The 23,255-nt window shown below is 59.1% G+C and carries 18 protein-coding genes; 12 read left to right on the top strand and 6 right to left on the bottom strand.

Annotated features, from left to right (window positions below):
• Positions 1-243: 243 nt before the first annotated feature.
• Positions 244-2,673 carry a glucose/quinate/shikimate family membrane-bound PQQ-dependent dehydrogenase gene (locus tag NYR50_RS21980; protein ID WP_174009889.1) on the bottom strand — a complete coding sequence of 810 codons (2,430 nt, stop codon included), beginning with the start codon at positions 2,671-2,673 and terminating at the stop codon, positions 244-246.
• Between the two features lie 325 nt (positions 2,674-2,998).
• Here NYR50_RS21980 and NYR50_RS21975 point away from each other — a divergent pair, with 325 nt between their 5' ends.
• The 8 genes from NYR50_RS21975 to NYR50_RS21940 all read left to right on the top strand — a co-directional run bounded on the left by NYR50_RS21975 (position 2,999) and on the right by NYR50_RS21940 (position 12,736).
• Positions 2,999-3,973 (top strand): LysR family transcriptional regulator, encoded by a 975-nt coding sequence (locus NYR50_RS21975; protein ID WP_174010399.1) that lies wholly within the window; start codon positions 2,999-3,001, stop codon positions 3,971-3,973.
• Between the two features lie 160 nt (positions 3,974-4,133).
• Positions 4,134-6,422: an NADP-dependent malic enzyme gene (locus NYR50_RS21970; RefSeq protein WP_174009890.1), complete on the top strand. Its 2,289-nt coding sequence runs from the start codon at positions 4,134-4,136 to the stop codon at positions 6,420-6,422.
• A 251-nt stretch (positions 6,423-6,673) separates the two neighbouring features.
• Positions 6,674-7,513 (top strand): transporter substrate-binding domain-containing protein, encoded by an 840-nt coding sequence (locus NYR50_RS21965; RefSeq protein WP_080814115.1) that lies wholly within the window; start codon positions 6,674-6,676, stop codon positions 7,511-7,513.
• A 184-nt stretch (positions 7,514-7,697) separates the two neighbouring features.
• A complete protein-coding gene (locus NYR50_RS21960) occupies positions 7,698-8,441 on the top strand; it encodes an amino acid ABC transporter permease (protein WP_174009891.1) in 744 nt (247 codons plus the stop codon).
• The gene (locus NYR50_RS21955; RefSeq protein ID WP_174009892.1) at positions 8,438-9,220 is read left to right on the top strand and encodes an amino acid ABC transporter permease; all 783 of its coding nucleotides are present in this window, start codon (positions 8,438-8,440) and stop codon (positions 9,218-9,220) included. Before NYR50_RS21960 ends, NYR50_RS21955 begins: the two co-directional genes overlap by 4 nt.
• 12 nt (positions 9,221-9,232) lie before the next feature.
• A complete protein-coding gene (locus tag NYR50_RS21950) occupies positions 9,233-10,048 on the top strand; it encodes an amino acid ABC transporter ATP-binding protein (RefSeq protein ID WP_111806190.1) in 816 nt (271 codons plus the stop codon).
• A gap of 4 nt (positions 10,049-10,052) precedes the next feature.
• Complete coding sequence (locus NYR50_RS21945) at positions 10,053-11,399, top strand: MmgE/PrpD family protein (protein ID WP_174009893.1); 1,347 nt, start codon at positions 10,053-10,055, stop codon at positions 11,397-11,399.
• A 26-nt stretch (positions 11,400-11,425) separates the two neighbouring features.
• Positions 11,426-12,736, top strand: a complete 1,311-nt coding sequence (locus NYR50_RS21940; RefSeq protein ID WP_174009894.1) for an LLM class flavin-dependent oxidoreductase — start codon at positions 11,426-11,428, stop codon at positions 12,734-12,736.
• 78 nt (positions 12,737-12,814) lie between these two features.
• Here NYR50_RS21940 and NYR50_RS21935 read toward each other — a convergent pair whose 3' ends face one another.
• The gene (locus NYR50_RS21935; RefSeq protein WP_174009895.1) at positions 12,815-14,551 is read right to left on the bottom strand and encodes a methyl-accepting chemotaxis protein; all 1,737 of its coding nucleotides are present in this window, start codon (positions 14,549-14,551) and stop codon (positions 12,815-12,817) included.
• Positions 14,552-14,865: 314 nt separating this feature from the next.
• Here NYR50_RS21935 and NYR50_RS21930 point away from each other — a divergent pair, with 314 nt between their 5' ends.
• The gene (locus NYR50_RS21930) at positions 14,866-16,119 is read left to right on the top strand and encodes an NAD(P)/FAD-dependent oxidoreductase (RefSeq protein ID WP_418138049.1); all 1,254 of its coding nucleotides are present in this window, start codon (positions 14,866-14,868) and stop codon (positions 16,117-16,119) included.
• A gap of 15 nt (positions 16,120-16,134) precedes the next feature.
• On the opposite strand, the gene NYR50_RS21925 is transcribed toward NYR50_RS21930, so the two are convergent.
• Positions 16,135-16,668 carry a hypothetical protein gene (locus NYR50_RS21925; RefSeq protein WP_174009897.1) on the bottom strand — a complete coding sequence of 178 codons (534 nt, stop codon included), beginning with the start codon at positions 16,666-16,668 and terminating at the stop codon, positions 16,135-16,137.
• A gap of 69 nt (positions 16,669-16,737) precedes the next feature.
• Entirely contained in the window at positions 16,738-16,962 is a 225-nt protein-coding gene (locus tag NYR50_RS21920; RefSeq protein WP_035216233.1) for an aa3-type cytochrome c oxidase subunit IV, read from the bottom strand.
• Between the two features lie 410 nt (positions 16,963-17,372).
• Here NYR50_RS21920 and NYR50_RS21915 point away from each other — a divergent pair, with 410 nt between their 5' ends.
• Positions 17,373-17,942, top strand: coding sequence for a TRAP transporter small permease subunit (locus tag NYR50_RS21915; RefSeq protein ID WP_167305673.1), 570 nt, complete (start codon positions 17,373-17,375; stop codon positions 17,940-17,942).
• 1 nt (position 17,943) lies between these two features.
• On the top strand, positions 17,944-19,782 hold the full coding sequence (locus NYR50_RS21910; protein ID WP_174009898.1) for a TRAP transporter large permease: 1,839 nt from the start codon (positions 17,944-17,946) through the stop codon (positions 19,780-19,782).
• Between the two features lie 174 nt (positions 19,783-19,956).
• Here NYR50_RS21910 and NYR50_RS21905 read toward each other — a convergent pair whose 3' ends face one another.
• On the bottom strand, positions 19,957-21,051 hold the full coding sequence (locus tag NYR50_RS21905; RefSeq protein WP_174009899.1) for a TRAP transporter substrate-binding protein: 1,095 nt from the start codon (positions 21,049-21,051) through the stop codon (positions 19,957-19,959).
• A 294-nt stretch (positions 21,052-21,345) separates the two neighbouring features.
• Between NYR50_RS21905 and NYR50_RS21900 the strand changes: the two genes are divergently transcribed.
• The gene (locus NYR50_RS21900; RefSeq protein WP_174009900.1) at positions 21,346-22,101 is read left to right on the top strand and encodes a gamma-glutamyl-gamma-aminobutyrate hydrolase family protein; all 756 of its coding nucleotides are present in this window, start codon (positions 21,346-21,348) and stop codon (positions 22,099-22,101) included.
• A gap of 102 nt (positions 22,102-22,203) precedes the next feature.
• On the opposite strand, the gene NYR50_RS21895 is transcribed toward NYR50_RS21900, so the two are convergent.
• On the bottom strand, positions 22,204-23,232 hold the full coding sequence (locus NYR50_RS21895; RefSeq protein ID WP_174009901.1) for an ABC transporter permease: 1,029 nt from the start codon (positions 23,230-23,232) through the stop codon (positions 22,204-22,206).
• Positions 23,233-23,255: the final 23 nt, after the last annotated feature.

The following is a 23,255-nucleotide window of genomic DNA, read 5'->3' as shown; positions in this document are numbered from 1 at the left end:
CGCCGGACAATATACATATTTCCAAATACCGCCATCATCGGTTCACGGGCGGATAAGTTCAAGCTCATAAATTCGCCTTGTGAAAGCTTGGTGAATGGCGCTGTTTTGCCGGCAGGCCTGTTTTCCTAACGCGAGGATGATGGCGAGGTTCCGCGCGAAAGTGCCGGTGATCCTGAACCCGGACAAAGAAAAACCCCGGAATCATCTCCCGGGGTTTCTTTGCAAGGCGTTGAACCAAACGGATCAGTTGCGCAATGCATAAGCGATGACGTAGTCGCCGCGATCGGGAGACTGGCGGGCACCGCCGGCCGAGATGACGACATATTGCTTGCCCGTCTTCGGAGACTTGTAGCTCATCGGGCCGCCCTGGCTGCCGACCGGAAGGCGGGCCTTCCAGACTTCCTTGCCGGTCGCCGTATCGAAGGCGCGCAGATAATAATCCTGCGTACCGGCGATGAAGACGAGACCGCCCTGGGTGGCGAGCGTGCCGCCGAGCGTTGGCATGCCGATCGGGATCGGCAGGCCCATCTTGATACCGAGCGGACCCGTATCCTCGACGGTGCCGACCGGCACCTGCCACTTGATCTGCTGGGTCTTCATGTCGATCGCGGTCATGGTGCCATAGGGCGGAGCCTGGCAAGGGATACCGAGAGCCGACAGGAAGCGGTTCTTGTTCACCGCATAGGGCGTGCCCTTCATCGGAACGACACCCATGCCGGTATTGACGCTTTCGCCACCGCTGGCAACGGCCTTGGTGGGGGCGGCTTCCTTCATCTCGATCCAGAGACCGAGGCGCATATCGTTGACGAAGATAGTGTTGGTGGTCGGATCGGTCGAAAGACCGCCCCAGTTCATGCCGCCGAGCGAACCCGGGAAGGCGAGCGAGAGGTCGGTGCCGGGCGCCGTATAAAGGCCTTCATAACGCATGCCCTTGAAGGCGATGCGGCACAAAAGCTGGTCGAACGGGGTTGCACCCCACATATCGGCTTCCGTCAGCGTCTGCGCACCGATCTGCGGCATGCCGACGGAACGCGGCTGCGTGGGGGCGTAGGGCTCATTGGGAATATTGGCAGCCTTGACCGGAACCTCTTCCACCTTGGTCAGCGGCTGGCCCGTCGCGCGGTCGAGCACGTAGAGCTGCCCCGCCTTGGTGCCGAAGACCAGCGCCGGAACGGTGGTTCCGTCAGCCTTCGGGAAATCGACGAAGCTCGGCTGCATCGGCACGTCGAAGTCCCAGAGGTCATTGTGAACCGTCTGGTATACCCACTTTTCGCGTCCGGTCGTGGCGTCGAGCGCCAGCATGGAGGCACCGTATTTATGGTCAAGCGGCGTGCGTGTCGCGCCATAAAGATCGACCGAAGGGCTGCCGACGGGCATGAAGACCGTGTTCAGATCCGGATCGTAGGACATGGATGCCCAGACGTTCGGCGTGGAACGTGTGTAAGTCTGGCCCGGAGGCGGCAGCTTGGTGATATCGGGATTGCCGGGGTCGAAAGCCCAGCGAAGCTCACCCGTCACCACGTCGAAACCGCGCATCACACCGCCGGGCATGTCCACCTGCACGTTATCGGCGATACGGCCGCCGACAACGACGGTCGTGCCGGCAAGGGTGGGTGCCGAGGTCAGCACATATTGCGGGTCCGGCGCATCTCCCATGCCGATCTTCAGATCGACGCGGCCATTCGTGCCGAAGTCAGGGCAAAACGCGCCCGTGTCCGCATCAAGCGCGATGAGTTCCGCATTGATCGTGTTCATCAGAATACGGCGCTGGCAAAGTGCGCCTTCGGCCACAACCGCGGCCGTGACGGGCGTGGAGCCCGGCGCGGTCGGCTGCTTCAGCGGCGCCTTGGCATCGAAATAGGCAAGGCCACGGCAACGCATCCAGACGGAGGATTTCGAATTGATTTCCGCCTTCCACTTCTCGGTTCCGGTATCGGCATCGAGAGCGATGACATTATTGTGCGGCGTGCACAGGAACACGGTGTCACCCACCTGCAGCGGCGTCTGCTGGTCTTCCGCACCATTGGCGCCGGGGCTGATCGGGGTATCGCCGGTGTGGTAGGTCCAGGCGACTTCGAGGTTCTTGATATTGTCGCGGGTGATTTCATCAATCGCCACGAAACGGCTGCCGCCGGACGTATTGCCGTAATGTTCCCAGTTCTTCTGCTCCGTTTCCGGCTTGACCGGCGTCAGCGCCGCCGTCTCGCCATTGAAGGCAACGGTCGGATGCGCCACGAACATGCCGGCAAAACCGGCACCGGAAGCGATGGCGAGAACAGCGGCTACCGCGAAAGAAGAGCCATATGCCGGCGTTTTGCCGGCTGCGCGGCGCAGCAGCGGGTATGACAGGGCAACGACGGTTGCGCCAACCCCGATGGCCAGCAGACGGGAAATCAGCGGCCAGAAGTGAAGGCCCGCCTCCCATACCGCCCAGACGCCGGTGAGGATGAAAACAAGACCGAAAAGAAGCGCGCCTGCCGGCTTGCGCAGCAGGATCAGCAGGCCCGAAACGATGAGCGAAAGACCTGCGGCGATGAAATAGGGGCTACCACCGAGGGCGACGAGCTGCCAGCCGCCAATGGCAAAGAACAGGCCCGCAGCGATGATGACCGCGCCGAGCACCAACAGCCATAATCTGGCCGGGAGCGACAATGAAGTTGCTGGATTACCCATGAATGAATGTCCGTTTAGAAGAGCCGCCCGAAAGGCTGAAGCCCGATGATCGTTCAGTGTCCGGCAAAGCCCGGACAGTTCGCCGCCGATAAGGCCAGGCGAAGATGCGCCGATGGCGGCGCGGCTGAACGGGGAACGATGGTAGGGAAGGCTTCGGTGGTGACCGTCATTTTTGACCCATTCGCTGCAGTTATCGCCGGCCGAATGGACGACGGGACATATGCTTGAACAAATCCTCCCCGGCCCTGATCGCCCTCACCTGCAATGGCGGGAAAGACGTTCTGGACGCTGGCTGCGGTATAACGTCGCCCGCGACAAGATGACAATGCGCAAGACGGGCAATTTTGATAAGCTAGGCTTATATCACGCCGCGCCCGACAACACAAAGACCTCTTCGCCCATGGATACTCGCCAGCTCACCATATTTGTGGAGGCCGCCAGGGCCAGAAACTTCCGGGCCGCCGCCCTCCAGCTCGGCATCGCCCAGCCGGCCGTTACCCAGCGCATACGGCAGCTGGAGGAGAATCTGGGCTTCAAGCTCTTTCACCGCATCAATCGCGGTGTGGAACTCACCCCGGCGGGGCAATCCATGCTCATCGAGGCGGAAGAAATCCTTGCCCGCACCAAAGGTGCGCTTGAAAAGGCGCAGCAGATCCGGCGCGGTGAGCTTGGCACGCTACGCATCGGTTACGGCACCAGTGTCATGGCCGAGCGGAAGCTGCCGGCACTGATCACCCGCTTTGGTGATGAGCACAGGGACGTGACGCTGGAACTATTGCCCGGCATGACGATGGAACAGCTGATCGAGCAAGTGGAAACGCGCAAGACCGATGTCGCCTTCATTCGTGCACCCCTTCCGCGGCTGCCACAGACCCTGAGGGCTATGCCTTTCGACCGCTCGAAACTGTGCGTTGCCCTGTCGGACAGTCATCCGCTGACCTCCAGCCGCAGAATATCGGTTGGCGATATCGTGCGGGAAAAACTGCTGCTGCCGATCGATGAGATCGGCCTCGGCCTTAGCAGCAGCGCGCTCACGCTTTTCGAGGATGCCGGTTGCGAACCGCAAATCGGTATGCGTATCGCCAACATCAATACCATACTTGCCCTGGTGGAAGCGGGTGCGGGAATTTCCATTCTGCCGGAAAGCACCGTGCGTTCCACACGCGGTATTGTCGGCGTAGCGCTCGACAGCCCCGACGCATGGTCGGACTGCGTGCTGGTTGTCAGACGCGGCCCGCTTGCCCTCCATGTCGATGCCTTCGTGAATATGGCCCGCCAGGCTTACCAGCCAAGCCTATGACAACAAACATACGGACTTAATCGATTGAATCGGCCGTAAATTTCATCACGCTTAAATTTGCTGCACTGAACAACATTCAAGGCTTGGCAGGCGTGCAAAAAATACCATAACAACAACGAATATTTTTATACTGATAACGACAGGAAAGCACGCTCAGCCCATGTCCGACACGACGAAAACCGCCAGCACAAGAACATCGGTTACGGATCAGGAAGCCCTGGATTTCCACTCGCAAGGCAGGCCGGGCAAACTGGAAATCACCCCGACCAAGCCGATGGCCACGCAGCGGGACCTGTCGCTCGCCTATTCGCCCGGTGTCGCTGTGCCGGTGAAAGCCATCGCCGAAAATCCGGCGACTGCTTACGATTATACCACCCGCGGCAACATGGTGGCCGTCATCTCGAACGGCACCGCCATCCTCGGGCTCGGCAATCTCGGCGCGCTCGCCTCCAAGCCGGTCATGGAGGGCAAATCGGTCCTCTTCAAGCGTTTCGCCGATGTCGATTCCATCGATCTCGAGGTCGATACCGAAGACGCCGATGAGTTCATCAATTGCGTGCGTTATCTCGGCCCCTCCTTCGGCGGCATCAATCTCGAAGACATCAAGGCGCCGGAATGTTTCATCATCGAAAGCCGCCTGCGCGAGCTGATGGACATTCCCGTCTTCCATGACGATCAGCACGGCACCGCCATCATCGCCGCTGCCGGACTCATCAACGCCATTGAACTGACCGGCCGCGACTTCAAGACGACAAAGCTCGTCTGCAATGGCGCAGGCGCTGCCGCGATTGCCTGCATGGACCTTATCAAGGCCATGGGGTTCAACCCGGAAAACATCACGCTCTGCGATACCAAGGGCGTGATCTATCAGGGCCGCACCGAAGGCATGAACCAGTGGAAATCCGCCCATGCGGTGAAGACCGACAGACGGACGCTGACGGAGGCGATGAAGGGCGCGGATGTGGTGTTCGGCCTGTCGCAGAAGGGCGCTTTCACTGAAGAGATGATCCGCTCGATGGCGCCGAAGCCAATCATCTTCGCCATGGCCAATCCGGATCCGGAAATTACGCCGGAAGAAGTCTCGCGTATCCGCGACGACGCCATCATGGCGACCGGACGGTCCGATTATCCGAACCAGGTCAACAACGTCCTCGGCTTCCCCTATATCTTCCGCGGCGCGCTCGACGTTCGCGCCCGCCAGATCAACGATGCGATGAAGATTGCCGCTGCGCAGGCGCTGGCCGATCTTGCTCGTGAGGACGTGCCTGACGATGTGGCGGCCGCCTATCAGGGCAACCGCCCGCGTTTCGGGCCGCAATATATCATTCCGGTTCCGTTCGATCCGCGCCTGATCTCCGCCATTCCTGTCGCCGTGGCAAAAGCCGCCATCGAAACCGGCGTCGCCCAGCGCGAAATACCCGATCTCGATGCCTATGCCCGTGAGCTTTCCGCCCGCCGCGACCCAATGGCCTCGACCACACAGCGCCTTTACGAGCGCGTGCGCCGTTCACCCAAGCGCGTGGTATTTGCCGAAGCGGAAGAAGAGCAGGTCATGCGCGCGGCGATTTCGTTCACGGCGCAGGGTCTCGGCACCGCCATCCTGCTCGGCCGCGACGATATCATTAAGGCCAATGCAGAACGCGCGGGCATCGATCTCGACCGCGCCAATATCGAAATCACCAATGCCCGTCTCTCCAGCCGCGTCGATGCCTATGTCGATTATCTCTATGCGCGTTTGCAGCGCGGCGGTTTCCTGCTGCGCGACGTGCAGCGCCTGATCCACAATGACCGCAACCATTTCGCCGCCTGCATGGTGGCGATGGGCGATGCGGATGCCGTGGTCACGGGTGTTACGCGCAATTATTCGACGGCGCTGGAGGATATCCGCCGCTGTATCAACACCAAGCCTGGCCATCGCGTCATCGGCGTTTCGCTTGTTGTCTCCCGAAATCGCACCGTCTTCGTGGCCGATACCGCCGTGCACGACATGCCGAACGCGGAAGACCTTGCCGATATCGCGGAAGAGGCGGCCCACCTCGCCCGCCGTTTCGGCTATGAACCGCGCGTCGCCATGCTTGCCTATTCCACATTCGGCCAGCCGGTCGGTGAACGCTCGGACAAGGTCCGCGAAGCGGTGAAAATCCTCGACAAGCGCAATGTCAATTTCGAGGTGGACGGCGAGATGTCGGCGGATGTGGCGCTGAACCATCAGCGCATGCAGAGCCAGTATCCCTTTGCCCGCCTTTCCGGTGCGGCCAACGTGCTGGTCATGCCCGCCATCCATTCCGCCTCCATCTCCACCAAGATGCTGCAGGAACTGGGCGGCGCGACCGTCATCGGTCCGCTTCTCGTCGGCCTCGACAAATCGGTGCAGATCACCTCAATGGGTGCCAAGGACAGCGATATCGTCAACATGGCGGCAATCGCGGCCTATAACGCCGGACGGTGACGTCGCCGTGTGTTCTTCTCCCCGCGAGGAGAAGAACACACCGCAATCGATCGCCTCATATCTGGCGAACCGGTCAACAGGCAGCGAAACCAAAGAACAGGATTCTACGATTTCCCATTAGTAGGATATTTTTTCGCATAAGTAGCTTTATTGGAACGCGATTTTATTCATACTATTTTTTGCGCAATGCCAATTCTCGCTCTCGGCGGGTGCCTCATGTAGTTTCCACTCACACTCAAAAGGAAATACCCATGGCCCTCTCTTTCTCCAGATTTGCCGCAAAACTCATTGCCGGAACCGTCGTCGTCGCTTCGATGGCCACCGCCGCCCACGCGGATGCAACGCTTGACCGCATCAAGGGTCGCGGCAAGCTCACCGTCGGCGTCATCCTGTCTGGTGCACCTTTCGGCTTCATCGATCCGAAGACGCAGGAGCAGAAGGGCCTCAACATCGATGTCGCCAAGGCGCTGGCCGCCGGTCTCGGCGTCGAACTGGTCACCGAGACGGTTACCCCGCCGAACCGCGTGCAGTTCCTGCAGCAGGGCAAGGTCGATATTCTCATCGCCAACATGCAATACACCGAAGAACGCGCCAAAACGCTTGATTACGTGCCGACCCCCTATGACCGTCAGGGTGGCGCCGCCATCGGCCGCAAGGATTCGGGCATCAAGGACTGGTCGGACCTGAAGGGCAAGATCGCCTGCGTTTCGCAGGGCTCGAACTACACCCAGCCGCTCATCGAGCAGTACGGCGCGCAGGTGAAGGCGCTGCCGAGCCAACCGGAGTCGCTCTTGGCGCTGAAGGGCGGCAATTGCGATGTCTCCGTTCACGTCAACGGCACGCTGAGCCTGATGCTCCAGGACCGCGCCGACGAGTGGAAGGATTACGGCATCCTCATCCCCACCGACCTCATCCCGTCGGATTCCGTCATCTGGCTGCGCAAGGGTGAAGCCGACACGCAGGCCGCACTCGACAAGATCGTCAAGGAATTGCACGCCTCCGGCAAGATGATCGAATTCGCCAAGGCCAACCGCCTGCCGAGCATCGGCTACATGGAAGAGCAGAAGAAGAAGCTTTCCGCCGCGCAATAAGGCGTTGGGCAATCTGGTTCATCCCCTCACCTTCGCGTGACGGAGAGCCCCTGTCACGGAGGCGTTTTGCGCCAACCCTCAAGAACGGCCGGTTTCGCCCGCCGTTCTTTTCTGCTTTATAACAAGGCAGGCCATTCTGGCGCCGCCCGTCCGGCGGCACCCGCAATAACAGCATGGATTTCCGATGCAGGATTCATTTACAGCGCGCTTCATTGAACTCGCCGCGCATCTCGGCCTCAACTATGATTTTCTGAACAGCGGTTACGAGGTTCAGATCTGGCTTGATGGCATGAAGATGACGCTCATCCTCGTCGCCGTTACCTTGCCGCTCAGCCTCGTTTTCGGCTTCATTTTCGCGGCCATGCTCACATCAGGCAAAACCTGGCTCGCCGGTCCCGTGCGCGCCTATGTCGAACTGACACGCAACACGCCGACGCTGGTACAGCTGATGTGCGGTTTCCTCGTGCTCAACATGCTGATTTCCAATGCGCTGGGCGGTGCGCAGAACAATCCATTGACGCCTTTTTTCTGGGTCGTTGCCATCACCGGCCTGCACGTTGCCGCCTTCCATGCGGAAGCGTTGCGTGGCGGTATCGAAGCGGTGCCGACCACCACCATCGAGGCAGCGCGTGCCATCGGTTTCAGCTCGCTGGAGATTTTGCGTTACGTAGAGTTTCCGCTGGCGATCCGCACGGCGCTCCCCTCGATCATCAACAATCTCGTCAACCTGGTGAAGCTCACAACGGTCGGTTCGGCGATTGCGGTGGGTGAAATCACCTATGCCTCGATCCTGATCTGGACGCAGCGCGACAATGTGGTCGAGTTGATGCTGGTCATCCTCATCTTCTTCAGCGTCATCAATTTCATCGTCGCAAGGGCCGGTCTCTGGCTTGAACGACGCCTTGCGGTCCCGGGGTTCGGCCAATGAGCGCGGTGGTTTCTCCAGCACGGGTGGCAAAGAAGCTTCCCTTCGGCACCATTCTGCTGCTCGGCGTGGTGATATCAGTCGTTCTGTGGCTGATCCTTGATCCCTCGCTCGGTCAGGTGCTGCTGCAATGGCTGCCCTATCTGGCCAAGGGTTTCGCCATGAATGTGCTGATCAGCATTCTGGCGATCGCCATCGGCACCCTCATCGGCGTCGTGCTCGGCATCATGGAGCTTGCGCCTTACCGCATCGTGCGCGCGCCGGCGCTCACCTACGTGCAAATCTTCCGCAACGCCCCGCATCTGGTGCTGATCTTTGCCGCGACCTACATCTTTCCTTTCGAGATCGTCGCCTTCGGCAACTACATTCCCTTCCCGGACTGGATCAAGGCCGTCGTCGGTCTTGCCATTCCCGCGAGCGCCCATATTGCCGAAATCACCCGCGGCGCCATCCAGTCCATCCCGACCGCCCAATGGGAAGCGGCGCAAGGACTGGGCTTTTCCCGTAACCAGACACTGCGCTGGATCATCCTGCCGCAATGCGTGAAACGCTCGCTGCCGCCATGGATGAACCTCTATTCCTCGATCACCATGGGCACGGCGCTCGCCTCGCTGGTGGGCGTGCATGAGCTTTTGCACGCCGCCACGGATGCCAGCACCGCCGTGCAGCGCAACGATTTCACCGTCGTGGTCTATCTCACCGTCCTGATGGCGTTCTTCCTGTTCTGCTATCCCGTCTCCCGTTTCACGCAGCGCCTGGAACGGCGCTTCGCTTCCCGCTGATTGGAACACGCCATGTCCGCACCCGCACCACAAAACGCCGCCCAAGCCCCTGTCACCAAAGCGCTTGTCGAACTCGAAGGCATTCACCTCTCCTTCGGTGACAATCAGGTCCTGAAAGGCATCAACCTCACGGTCAACAAGGGCGACGCCGTCTCCATCATCGGCCCTTCCGGCTCGGGAAAATCCACGATCCTGCGCTGCATCAACGGCCTGCTCATTCCGCAATCCGGCAAGATCACCGTCGGCGGCACCCGGGTTGACCAGTTGAAGACCGAGGCTGAGCGCATCGCGCTACGCAAGCGCATCGGCATCGTGTTCCAGCAGTTCAACCTCTTCCCGCATTTGACTGTCATTGAAAACATCACCATCGCGCCGATCAAAATTCTCGGCACGCCGAAGGCGGAAGCCGAGCGCCATGCCCGGGAATTGCTGGAGAAGGTCCGTCTTTCCCAGAAGGTCGATGCTTATCCCGGCCAGCTTTCCGGTGGCCAGCAGCAGCGTGTGGCGATTGCCCGCGCACTGGCCATGCGGCCGGAACTGGTACTGTTTGACGAAGTCACCTCGGCGCTCGATCCGGAAACCGTGGGCGAAGTGCTCGCTGTCATCCGCGATCTCGTCAATGATGGCATGACCAGCATTCTCGTCACCCATGAAATGCGCTTTGCCGAGGAAATCAGCGACAAGATCGTCTTTACCGAAAACGGCCTGATCGTCGATCAGGGCACGCCGGAACATATCTTCTACAGGTCGACCAACCCGCGTATCAACGCTTTCGTCAAGGGCCTCGGTGGGCAGGTGGCGCGGGTGACCGACGGCGAAGGGATCTGACCCCATGGTTGCCGAGGAAAAACTCACGCTTCATCTTGCCGAAGCCATCGCCGCTTCCGATCCGTTGCGCGATGAAGAGGCGGTCACCATCGCCCGCACGGCGCTGATCGATTTTTTCGCCTGCCAGCTGGGTGGCGCCGCCGACAGAAGCACGAAAATCCTGATCGATACCTTCACGTCAGGAACGCAAGGCACGGCCGGAATCATCGGCCACGATCTGCGCACCGATGCCTTTACCGCCGCCCTCATCAACGGCCATGCTGGCCATGTGCTTGATTATGACGACGTCCATAGCAGCGTGCGTGGCCACCCCACTGTCGCCATCATTCCAGCCCTTCTGGCTGTTGCGGTCGAGGAAAACTCTACAGCGGATGCCTTCATCGCCGCCTATATCGTCGGGCTTGAAACCATGGCGCAGATTGGCGTGTCGCTCGGCACCAAGCACTACGAAAATGGCTTCCATGCCACTGCCACACTCGGCCCCATCGGCGCTGCGGCAGCCATTGCCCATCTCCTGAAATTCGATCCGCAGACCACAGCCACGGCACTCGGTCTTGCCGCCACGCAATCGGCCGGGCTTCGCCTGCAATTCGGCTTCGATGCCAAGCCGCTTCATGCCGGGCTTGCCACGCGCGCCGGCCTTACCGCTGCGCGGCTGGCACGATCAGGCTTTCAGGGCGCACCGGATTTTCTGGAAAACCCCATCGGCTTTTATTCCGCCTTCGCCTTCGGCGCCGAGCAGCCGAAACGCGTTCTCTCCGGCTGGGGCGCACCCTGGCAAATCGTCTCACCCGGCCTCACCCTTAAGGCCTTTCCCTGCTGCACCGCCGCCCACCCCGTCGCCGTCGGCGCATTGGCGCTGCGCAGCGCCGATGATCTGACACCGGACGAGATTGAAACAGTCGTTGTCACCTTCCCGCCGGGTGGCGATGCTGCCCTCATCGGCTCAGCCACACCCGCAACCGGCATCGATGCGCGCTTCAGCCCCGAATATGTCTTTGCTGCCGCGCTCACCGACGGAGCAATCGGCATCGGCCATTTCGACGAACGCCCGGCGCGTGCCGATCTGCTCGCACTTTCAGCAAGGGTCACGCGCCGACACGATGAGACCGCCCGCCGCCTCTCGCCCGATCCGACCACCCGTTTCGTGGTCATCGATGTGACGAAAAAGGACGGCTCGGTTCTCTCGCGCCGCATAGACGGTCTTCCCGGCATTGACGATCCGACGGAGAAATTCGCCGACGCCACCGGCGGCAATGAAAAATTCGCCGGGATTCCGGCACTGGTGCGGAGCATGAAGACCGCAGCCGATCTCAGGAAGCTCGAAACGCTTCTGGCAACCGCAATATAACTCGACCGACATGAAGGCATGACCTGATGACCAATACGACCCGCAAAAGACAGATGCATCTCGGCCTTTTCCTGCAGGGTGCCGGGCACCACGTTTCCGGCTGGCGTCACCCCGATGCGGAGGCCGGCAGCGAGAACTTCGATCTGCTCACTCGCGTCACGAAAATGGCGGAAGCCGCAAAGTTCGACATGGTCTTCCTCGCCGATGGCCTGACCAGCGGTGTCGACGCCCATCCGTCGATGATCGCCCGCTTTGAGCCGCTGACATTGCTGGCAGCGCTGGCCATGGTGACCGACAAGATCGGTCTGGCCGCCACCGCCTCCACCACCTATGGCGAGCCCTATCACACCGCCCGCGCCTTTGCGTCCATCGACCATCTGAGCCATGGCCGCGCGGCGTGGAACATCGTCACAACTTCCTATGCCCGCACGGCGGCGAATTTTTCCAAGAGCCATCCCGAGCATGACGAGCGTTATGCCGTAGCGGAAGAATATGTAAACGTCGTGCGCGGCCTGTGGGACAGCTGGGACGACGACGCCTTCGTCAAGGACAAGCAGGCGGGGCGTTATGTCGATCCGGAAAAGGTCCATATCCTCGACCACGAAGGCAAATATTTCACGGTCAAGGGCCCGCTCAACATTCCGCGCTCGCCGCAGGGACACCCCGTTCTCATTCAGGCGGGCTCTTCGGGACCGGGACAGGACCTCGCCGCCCGCACCGCCGATATCGTCTTCACCGCCCAGCAGGCAATTTCCGAAGCGCAGGCCTTCTATACCAGTCTCAAGGCGCGGGTGGCTAAATTCGGCCGCGATCCGGCAAGCGTCGCCGTGATGCCGGGCTTCATGCCGATCATCGGCAAAAGCTTCGAAGAGGCCGGCGAAAAGCTGAAGGAACTGAACCGCTGGACCGACATCAGAAACGCCATGCCGCTGCTTGAAGAACGCATCGGCCACAGCCTTGCCGATTACGATCTCGACGGCCCGCTGCCGGACCTGCCGATCTCCGACCAGTTGCGCAGCCGCGCTGAACTCCTGACGGAGCTTGCACGCCGCGAAAAGCTGACAATCCGGGAACTGGCGCTGCGCGTTGCCGCGGGCCGCGGTCACCACATTGTCATGGGAACGGCGAAAGAGGTGGCGGACCGGATGCAGCAATGGTTCGAAAACGGTGCGGCCGACGGTTTCAACGTCATGCCGCCCTTCTTCCCCGGCGGGCTGGAGGAATTCAATCGCGAGGTCGTGCCACTCCTGCAGGAGCGCGGCCTGTTCCGCAAGGAATATGAAGGTTCGACGCTGCGTGACCATCTCGGTATCGCGCGACCGGCTGTGCGGGCATAACCGTGTGCGGATGCCCGATCAAAGGCATCCGCATCCACCAAATCCTGTTCATGAAAAGCGGCCGCGGGGCCGCTCCCTTTATGCGGCCGCCCTTGGGGAGGTCTGATCGCGCCGAACGGTGTTTGAAGTATAGGGGCGCATGGACGATCCGTCGTCGCGCTGGGCCGTGCGGCGGTTCAGCTTGAACAAACTGACAAGCTGAGCCAGCGCATCGGCGCCCTGTGCCAGCGTCGTGCTGATGACCGTGGTGCGGGCGCTCATCGCCGCATTTTCCTGCGTCATCCGGTCCAACCGGTTAACGGCCTTGTTGATCTCGCTGATACCGGCGGCCTGTTCGTCCGCCGCCTTGGAGATCATGTCCACATTGCCATCGATGTGACGGACCAGTGCATCAATCTGCTTCAGCGCCTCGCCGGTCTCGCCGACCAGCTTCACGCCTTCGAGAACCTCGCTGCCGGAATTGTTGATCAACGCCTTGATTTCCTTGGCGGCATTGGCGGACCGTTGCGCGAGTTCACGCACTTCCTGCGCCACCACCGCAAAGCCCTTGCCGGCATCGCCCGCCCGCGCGGCTTCCACACCAGCATTCAGCGCCAGAAGGTTGGTCTGAAAGGCAATTTCATCGATCACGCCAATGATCTGGCTGATTTCCCGCGACGCCGTCTCGATACGCTGCATGGCATCGACCGTGCGCTCCACGACTTCGGTGGAAGCAACGGTGGAGGCCCGCGCGCTCTGCACGAGTTTGCGCGTCTCTTTCATGTTTTCCGTCGAGGAGCGAACCGTCGCGGTGATTTCTTCGAGCGCCGCCGAGGTTTCCTCAAGCGCCACCGCCTGCTCACGCGACCGTTCGGCGAGATTGACGGAGGCTTCGCTGACTTCCTGGCTGCTGCGGGTCAGGTCACCCGTCTGGCCGAGAACATTCTCCAGAGTCTTCTGGAATTCGGCGATGGATTTGTTGAAATCGACGCGCAGCCTTTCGAATTCGCCGACGAAGGGTTTGTCCAGCGTGACACGTATATTGCACTGAGACAGCCGCTCGAGCGCAGCTCCAAGTTCCTCGACCGCATGCACCCTGTCAGTCACATCAAAAGCGAATTTCACCACCTTGAAGACGCGACCGCGGTCATCAATGATCGGATTATAGGAAGCCTGAATAAAAACCCGCTTGTTATCTTTGCCAAGCCGCATGAACTGCCCGGTCGAGAAATGACCCTTGCCAAGTTCCTTCCAGAAATCCCGGTAGTCCTGGGATTGGGCATAGGCCGGCTCGCAGAACATCGAATGATGTTTGCCGATGATGTCTTCCGCCGTGTAACCGAGCGTCGCGAGAAAATTTTCGTTGGCGCCGAGGATTTTTCCGTCTGGCGTGAATTCGATCATGGCCTGCGCCCGGGAGAGTGCGGCGAGCTTGCCGTCATCTTCGGCGCTCTTGCGCTTGATCGCGGTGATATCGGTTGCGATCTTGACCACCTTATAAGGTTTGCCGAAACGGAACACCGGATTGTAGGAGGCCTCGATCCAGATTTCATGGCCATTTTTGGCCTGGCGCCGGTACTGACCCTGATCATATTCGCCGCGCGACAGCTTTGCCCAGAATGCCTTGTATTCCGGCGAGGCGGCGTCTTCGGAAGACAGGAATATGCTGTGGGAGCGCCCGACGATTTCAGACGGCTGATAGCCGACAGCCTTGCAGAAATTATCGTTCGCTTTCAAAATTTTGCCGGTCAGGTCGAACTCGATGATGGCCTGTGAACGGCTGAGCGCGTCCAGCATTGCAGACGCGTCCAGACCAAATTTGGAAAAGTGAGACATATGCTTGAAACCCCAACAGTAACCAATATGCGGACCGCTTCACCCCTGAAATATAAAGATGAAAACGGTCAGCCTGCCTGCACGCGAAACTAGCCGGGCACGGTTAAATTGCGATTAATGATGACTTATAACTATCAATCCGAAGCGTCGATTAACTGCAGACATGCTTTGCCGCCGAAATATTCGCCTTGTCTATTTCAAACCGCTTATTTGCCACAGTGCTGATATTTCTGCGTCAACGACGCGATGCGGCCTTTCATCCAAACGGCATTCATTGTTATGGCGGGGTGAAAGACTAGTTTGCAGGAGCGCCGATGACCAAAACCCTGAAATGCGATGTGCTGGTGATCGGCACCGGCATCATCGGTTCCATGGCGGCGCTTTATCTGCAGAATGCCGGACGCGACGTCGTGCTTCTGGAGCGGGGCGAGGTTGCCCGCGGCGCGAGTTCCGGCAATGCCGGCATTCTGGCCTTTCCCGAGATCATTCCCATCCCAGCGCCCGGCATCATGAAAAAAGCGCCTCGCTGGCTGTTCGATCCGCTGGGCCCGCTCAGCGTGCCGCCGGCCTATGCGCCCAAGATTGCGCCCTGGTTATGGCGTTTCTGGCGCGCCAGCGCCGAGCGGAACTTCCGTCACGGGCTGAAGTCGCTTGCGGAAATCAACCGGTTGGCAGCCGTGGAAATGGCCAATGTTGCCGCCATGCCGGAACTATCGCACCTCGTTTCAAAGACCGGAACGCTCGATCTCTATGACAGCGAGGCAAACCTCAACGCCGCTCGCAGGGACTGGGAAGAAAAACAAAGCGCCGGCTTCGCCTTTGAGCGTGTCGGCCGCAATGAAATCGATGCGTTGCAGCCGGGTCTCGCACCGCAGTTCCGCCATGCGATATTCTCTGCCGATGGCCTGCAGGTCTCCGACCCCTATGATTTCACCCGCGCCATTTTCGATCTGGTGATTGCCCGTGGCGCCAGCCTGCGCAAGGGTGAGGCCGAACGTATCGATGCCGTCGGTGAAAGCACTATTGTGACGCTCGAAAACGGTGACAAGATTGACGCCGACAAAGTGGTGATTGCCGGGGGCGCCTGGTCGAAAAAGCTTGCCGAAACGCTTGGCAACATCGTGCCGCTGGAGACCGAACGCGGTTACAACACCACCCTGCCCGCTGGTGCCTTCAACCTGACGCGCCAGCTTTATTTCAATGATCATGGGTTCGTCGTCACCCCGCTGTCGACGGGAATCCGCGTCGGCGGTGCCGTCGAACTCGGCGGGCTCGAACTGAAACCGAATTTCCGCCGCGCCGAAGCGATGCTGAAGAAGGCCGGGCGTTTCCTGCCCGGGCTGAAGCTGGAAGGTGGGCAGCAATGGATGGGGTTCCGCCCGTCCATGCCGGACTGTCTGCCCGTCATCGGCACGGCCCGCGCCACGCCTTCCGTCATCTATGCCTTCGGCCATGGCCATCTCGGGCTGACACAATCGGCAGCCACAGCCCGCCTGGTGACGCAGCTGGCCAGCGGCGAGGAGACGGCAATCTCGGTCGACCCGTTCCGGCCGGGACGTTTCTCCTGAAAGAACAGGCCTCGCCTATTTCACCTGCTGCATGGAATCTTCCGGAAATGTCACCTCGGCGAAGGACGGATAGACTTTGCGCAGGATAGTGACCTGCTGCTGGTCGCTGACCCGCAGTAGATACCAATGCGCACCATCCATCAGTGCCAGCGTATGGGATTTCGCCTCGATTGTCTGGCCACTGGTTTCCATGACCGTTTTCGTCGGAACAAGCGCATAGGGCGTTCCGTCGGGCGTTTGCGCGAGGCTGATCGCCTGGGTATCCATAGTGAATTCGGTTATCTTGACCGCTGCGAGCGCCATCTGCATCTGCGCCGTCAGAGCGCCGCGCAATTGCTCGACGGTGATCCCCGCTTCGCTTGCGATGAATTCAAAGACTTTCGGCGGCACCGTCTTGCTGACAGTTCCAAAATCCTGAGCATTCAAAGCCGTGCTGAACCGCTCGATCTGCGCGCGAAGACCATCCTGCTCGGCAGGCGAAAGATCGCGCGACCAGACAGGATGGGCAATCGCCACCAGCAGAAACAGGCAATATACCAGACGCTTCATGGCTTGGCCTTTCCGGTTATCCGGCATCGCCCGGTTCCCGGACCGGGAACCGCTCATGAACGACATTGCTCAGCGCAGCAGAACGAAACCCGCAGCCGAAAGCGCGACGAAGACGATCAGACCGCCAAGGAAGCCTGCGGATGTGAAGAAACCTGCGACCATGGCCAGCATCAGCACGCACAGCAGCATGGTGCCATACTTCGTCATGGCCAGAAAACCGTTATAGGTCTTTTCGTGCTCGGCGTAGTTCATCTCGGCACCAACTTCGACCGGACCCGTGTGATGTTCGCTCATTCCGCTTCCCCTTTGCTCCATCCGTCATGCCTGTCGCACGAGACGATTTACCCGCGGACGATCACAGTCCATGCCGGATTCTCCGGAGCCAGACGTAACATGAAGTCGCCGAAAAGCGCAATGCGTCGTTGATCGGCAACGCCTTTTCCCCTGGCCACAGAAAAAGCAGAATTTATGCCTGCCAAACTGCCACGCGCTGTAGCGCGCCTTGTCAAATCAGTGCACGATAAAGCCGTTGCACGCGCTGTCGGCGGGCGAAGGAGGAGGATCAACCCTTCGCTGTTGCTTTTTGAAAGTCGGCTTAATAAGCAACGCTATACAAGAAAATCGACCCTGCTTTGCAATAAGCAACCAGGTTCAGAAACAAAAAAATACGATCCGGATCTGCGCAGGATCCTGAGGAGGGGAAAGTGAAATTTTTACTGGGAATTAGCCGTGCCGTTGACGCGGTTACAACGGTTATAGGTCAATCCGTGTCCTGGCTGTTGTTAGCAGCCGTGCTGATCAGCGCGACCAATGCCGTCGTGCGCAAGATTTTCGATATGTCCTCGAACGCTTGGCTTGAAGTGCAATGGTACCTTTACGGCGCCGTTTTCATGCTGGCGGCAGCTTATGCACTTCTCAAAAATGAACATGTCAGGATCGATATTCTGTCATCGACCTGGTCGAAGCGCACGCGCGACGTTATGGATCTCGTCCTGCATGTGATTTTCCTTATACCATTCGCCGGGTTGATGACTTATCTCGCCTGGCCCTGGTTCTGGAACTCCTTTAGTTCTGGAGAAATGTCCTCCAATGCCGGCGGTCTGGTGATCTGGCCTGCCAAACTCGTCGTATTGCTAGGCTTTTCCCTGCTCTTGCTTCAGGCATTTTCGGAAATCATCAAGCGCTACGCCGTGATCGCCGGATATATTGCCGATCCCCGCGAGCAGGGACTGTCGGACTCTGAAGCAGAAAACAACGAAACGGCAGGAGGCTGACATGATTGATTTCATCGCACATAACCTGCCGCTGGTCATGTTCAGCAGCGTCATGCTGATGCTGCTTCTCGGGTACCCGGTCGCCTTTACCCTCGCCGCCGGTGGTCTCATTTATTTCGTAATCGGCGTCGAACTGTCCTGGATTTCCCCTGAGATTCGCCTGTTCTGGCCGTTGCTGCAATCCCATCCGGAACGCATCTACGGGATCATGTACAACGATACCCTGTTGTCGATCCCTTTTTTCACCTTCATGGGGATCATTCTTGAGCGGTCGCGCATGGCGGAGGATCTCCTCGATACGATCGGACAGCTTTTCGGCCCGGTCCGCGGTGGATTGGCCTATGCCGTCATTCTCGTTGGTGCGCTATTGGGTGCGACAACGGGCGTGGTGGCGGCCTCCGTTATGGCAATGGGCCTCATCTCACTGCCGATCATGATGCGTTACGGCTATAACCGTCCCCTCGTCGCCGGCACGATTGCCGCCTCAGGTACCCTGGCGCAGATCGTTCCGCCTTCTCTAGTGTTGATTGTCATGGCGGACCAACTGGGTCGCTCCGTGGGCGACATGTATATTGGTGCGCTTTATCCAGCGCTTATGATCGTCGCGATCTATTGCGCTTACATTTTTGCGATCTCTATTTTCAAACCAGCCCTGGTGCCTGCACTTCCAAAAGAAGCGCGCACGCTTGGAAATGGCATCACATCGCTTTTGGTAATGATCGCTTTGTCGATAGCTCTCTATTTCCTCGGCATGCACGTGCTTTTCCGCGGCGTTGCAAGTCCTGAATGGCAGCTTGTCGCAGCACTGGCCTTTGCGGTTTTTGCGGTATATCTCCTCGCGATTTTTAATAGCCGTACCAATAAAAAGGTGATTTCCCGTCTCGCCGAACAGGTGATCATTGTTCTCGTGCCGCCGCTCGCGCTGATCTTTCTCGTTCTCGGCACGATCTTTCTCGGCATCGCCACACCGACTGAAGGTGGCGCAATGGGTGCGACCGGCGCATTGATCCTGGCACTCGCCAAAGGCCGGCTTTCGTTCTCGACGGTAAAGAATGCGCTTGACGCGACAACGAAGCTTTCAGCTTTTGTCATGATGATCTTGATCGGTGCACGCGTTTTTGGTCTCACCTTCTACGGCATCAACGGCAACGTCTGGATTGAAGAATTGCTGCTGGCACTTCCAGGCGGCGAATACGGTTTCCTGATCGTTGTGACGATCATCATCTTTATTCTTGGCTGTTTCCTGGATTTCTTCGAAATAGCCTTCATCATGGTGCCGCTGCTCGCGCCGGTGGCAGAAAAACTCGGCATCGACCTCGTTTGGTTCGGCATCATTCTCGGCATCAACCTACAAACCTCGTTCCTGACGCCCCCTTTCGGTTTCTCTCTGTTCTTCCTGCGGTCGATTGCCCCGAACGCCGCATGGGTGGATAAAGTGACGGGTAAAAAAATGCCGGGGGTGAAAACCACGGAAATCTACAAGGGCGTGTTGCCGTATATCGTCATCCAGTTTGCGATGATACTTATTGTCATTGCATTTCCCGGGCTGGTAATGACCTATAAGAGCAGCCACACCACGGTCGATCCAAACAGCATCAACATCGAAATACCCGGTGGGCCTGGAGGGACCGGCCTATCTTTGCCGCCGCTCGGCGGAGGGTCTGGGCAGCAGCCCTCCATGGGTCTCCCACCGCTGAATTTGGGAGGGCCGGCGCAGGGCTCCGTGGGGCAACAGCAACCGGCACCCGCCCTTGGCCTGCCGCCACTGAATTTGGGTGGTCCACAGCCCTCGCGAAACACGCAGCCCGATCTTGGGCAACCGCCGAAGATCGGGCCATAATGGCAGTGTAGCGCATACCAAATCAAAGCAACCAAACGCCGTACCGATTGCCGCCGCCCGCCATCAACAACGGGTGGCGGTCTTCGAAAGGCTTGAAAGACCAATATAGACAAGCAAAAGCCCCGGAGACCGAAGTCTCCGGGGCTTTTGCCCGGTCCGCCTTTTACCGAAAAATCAGAGTTTTCCGTTTCGCTGCTGAATCATCATGAAAGTATCGAAGGTGTATTCCGCAAGCTGCATCCAAAGATAACCCTCGCGCTTGAAGGCAACTTGATCCTCATAGATCTTTTTAAAATCGGGATTTGATGCCGAAATTGTGGCATAGACCTCCAGCGCCGCCTTGTAGCACGCTTCGAGTATCTCCTGGCTGAAGGGTCGCAAAACAGCGCCTTCAGCAACGAGCTGCCGCACCGCAGTCGGGTTCTTGGCGTCGTATTTCGCCATCATATTAGTGTTGGCGAAAGCGCAGGCATCCTGAAGCACCGTCTGATAGTTCTTCGGAAGGTTGTTCCACTTGTCCAGATTGACAAAGGAATGAATAACAGGACCGCCTTCCCAGAAGGCGGGATAATAATAATATTTCGCCACCTTGTAGAAGCCAAGCTTGTGGTCGTCGTAGGGACCGACCCATTCAGCTGCATCGATGGTGCCTTTTTCCAGCGCCGGATAAATATCGCCGCCAGCGATCTGTTGCGGCACGACGCCGAGCTTTTCCACCACCTTGCCGGCGAGACCGGCAATGCGCATTTTCACGCCCTTGAAATCGTCGACGGTGTTGATTTCCTTGCGGAACCAGCCGCCCATCTGGGCACCGGTATTGCCTGAAATCATGCCATAGAGATTGTGTTTGGCATAAAATTCGTTGAGCAGCTTGTTGCCGTTGCCTTCGTAGAACCAGGAATTGGTCAGCCGGGCATTGAGGCCGAAGGGTATCGCCGTACCAATGGCGAAGGTCGGATCCTTGCCGACGTAATAATAGGAGCAGGTGTGGCACATTTCGACGGTGCCGGATGAGACGGCATCGGCCGCCTGCAGGCCGGGCACGATCTCACCGGCGGCAAAGGTCTGGATTGTGAAGTTGCCATCCGTCGCAGCAGCGACGTGTTTGGCAATATCCTCGGCTCCACCATAGATCGTGTCGAGGGATTTTGGAAATGACGACGTGAGGCGCCATGTGATCTTGGTATTCTGTTGTGCAATGGCAGGCGCGGCCAGAGCTGTGGCAGCTCCCGCAAGCGCACCTTTTTTCATAAAGGAACGGCGATCCATCTATATCCTCCCAGATATGAACGCTGCCCGCAGCTTTGAATTCCCCTCGTTGCTGTTCAGGCATCGCAGCAAAGTAAGCACGGTTACCGCCCGGCTGACAAGCACCTGCGTCAAGATTTAATCGCCGAAAAACCCGCCTTTTCAGGGCTTCTCCGTCGTATTTTATTTGCAACTGAAATATTTCGGGAGAGCCTTATACTTTAGCAGCATCCATCCCTGCCAAAACCCAAAACGCCTGCTTGACTTGGCCCACCGGCAGTCGCACAAATTTCGAAGATTCGTCCCGGAGCCACCATGCCAAAACCCATCATCGCCGTTCCCGCCGACATCAGGCATTTTGCCGGAGCCGACTGGCACGCCGCGCAAAACCAGTATCTTTCCGCCGCTTTGAAGGTGGCGGGCGTCATGTCCTTCATCGTACCGGCTTTCGAGGATGGTAACGAGGTGGACGCCATTCTCGACCGGGTGGATGGCCTGCTCGTGTCCGGCTCCGCCACCAATGTGCATCCTTCCCTCTACGGCAAGGAGGCGCAGGAAAGCGACGGTCCCTTCGACCCGGCCCGCGACGCCACCAGCCTGCCGCTCATCCGCCGCGCCATCGAGCGCAGCATTCCGATGCTGGCCATCTGCCGCGGTATTCAGGAGCTGAACGTGGCGCTTGGCGGCACGCTGGCTTCCGAAATTCAGGAACAACCCGGAACATGGGACCACCGGAAACCGGAACATGCCGACCGTGACATCGCCTTCGCCATCCGCCAGCCGGTCCATGTACGCGAAGGCTCCTGCATTGCGCAGCATCTCGGCATGGCTGGTGAAATCCAGATCAATTCGCTGCACAGACAGGCGATTGCCGAGACCGCACCACGCCTGCAGGTGGAAGCGACAGCCGCGGACGGCACCATCGAAGCTGTCTCCGTCATCGACGCCAAGGGCTTTGCTGTCGGCGTGCAGTGGCATCCGGAATATTGGGCCGAGACGGATGCGCCCTCGCGCGCGTTGTTCGAAGCCTTCGGCAAAGCCGTTCACGCATATCGAGACAGCAAGGCCTGACAATCTGCCGCCTGCCCTCCGATCCGGATTGTATCCCTGTCGTCAGGGCATAAAAAAGGGGCAAGCCCTGAAAGCTTGCCCCAAGTCCGGGAGGAGGAGTGTTTAGCGCTTTGCGCGTTTTTTCTGGCGGTAAACGTCGGCGACCACGGCGGCGACGATGATCAGGCCCTTGACGATCTCCTGGTAATAGGCGTCGACCCTGAGGAACGTGAAGCCTGAAGTCATGACGCCAAGAATGATGGTGCCGATGACAGTTCCGGTGATGCGGCCAGCACCGCCAGCAAGCGAGGTGCCGCCGATAACGGCCGCGGCGATGGCGTCGAGTTCATACATCACACCCATACCGGCCTGCGCCGTCTGTGCACGGGCGGCAGTGACAACGCCTGCCAGACCGGCCAGCATGCCGGCAATGGCATAGACCTTGATCAGATGCGCCTCGATATTGATACCGGAAACGCGGGCCGCCTGCTGGTTGGCGCCGATGGCGTAGGTGAACTTGCCGTAACGCGTATAACGCAGCGCCACATGGAAGATGACGGCGACGACGAGGAACACCACGACCGGCCAGATGCCCGTGCCGATGAAGTTGAACCCATCCGTCAGACCGGAAATCGGCTGACCCTTCGTATACCACTTGGAAAGACCACGCGCCGTCACCATCATGCCGAGTGTTGCGATGAAGGGCGGGATTTTGGTACGCGCGATAAGCTGCCCGTTGATGAAACCAGCAAGGGCTCCAGCCAAAACGCCGACAGCCAGCGGAATGAAGAAGGGCAGATCGGTCAGCCCCGGATAAAGCGCCCGCGGCCATGTGGACGATTGCCCCACGCTGGCGGCCAACATCGCCGTCAGGCCGACGACGGAGCCGGAGGAAAGATCGATACCGCCGGTGATGATGACCTGGGTCACGCCAACGGCGATGATGCCGATCACCGACACCTGCAGGATCATGATCGTCAGACGCTGCTGGTTCATCAAAAAGCTCTGGCCGATGAAAATCCAGCCGAGAATCTCATAAACCAGCGCAATGCCGATCAGCACGAAAAAGATATTGGCCTCGGGCGGGATGCGCCGGTGCGGCTTGCGTCCGGATTTTGCGTCCAACTCAGCGTTGGCGGCGTTCGTAGTCATAATCGTTCCTCCTCGAGAAATCC

Source organism: Agrobacterium sp. El2ro-1b (assembly GCF_048298475.1).
GTDB lineage: Bacteria > Pseudomonadota > Alphaproteobacteria > Rhizobiales > Rhizobiaceae > Agrobacterium > Agrobacterium fabrum.
The sequence above is the reverse complement of the archived record's forward strand: the minus strand, read 5'-3'. Positions and strand labels throughout refer to the sequence as shown.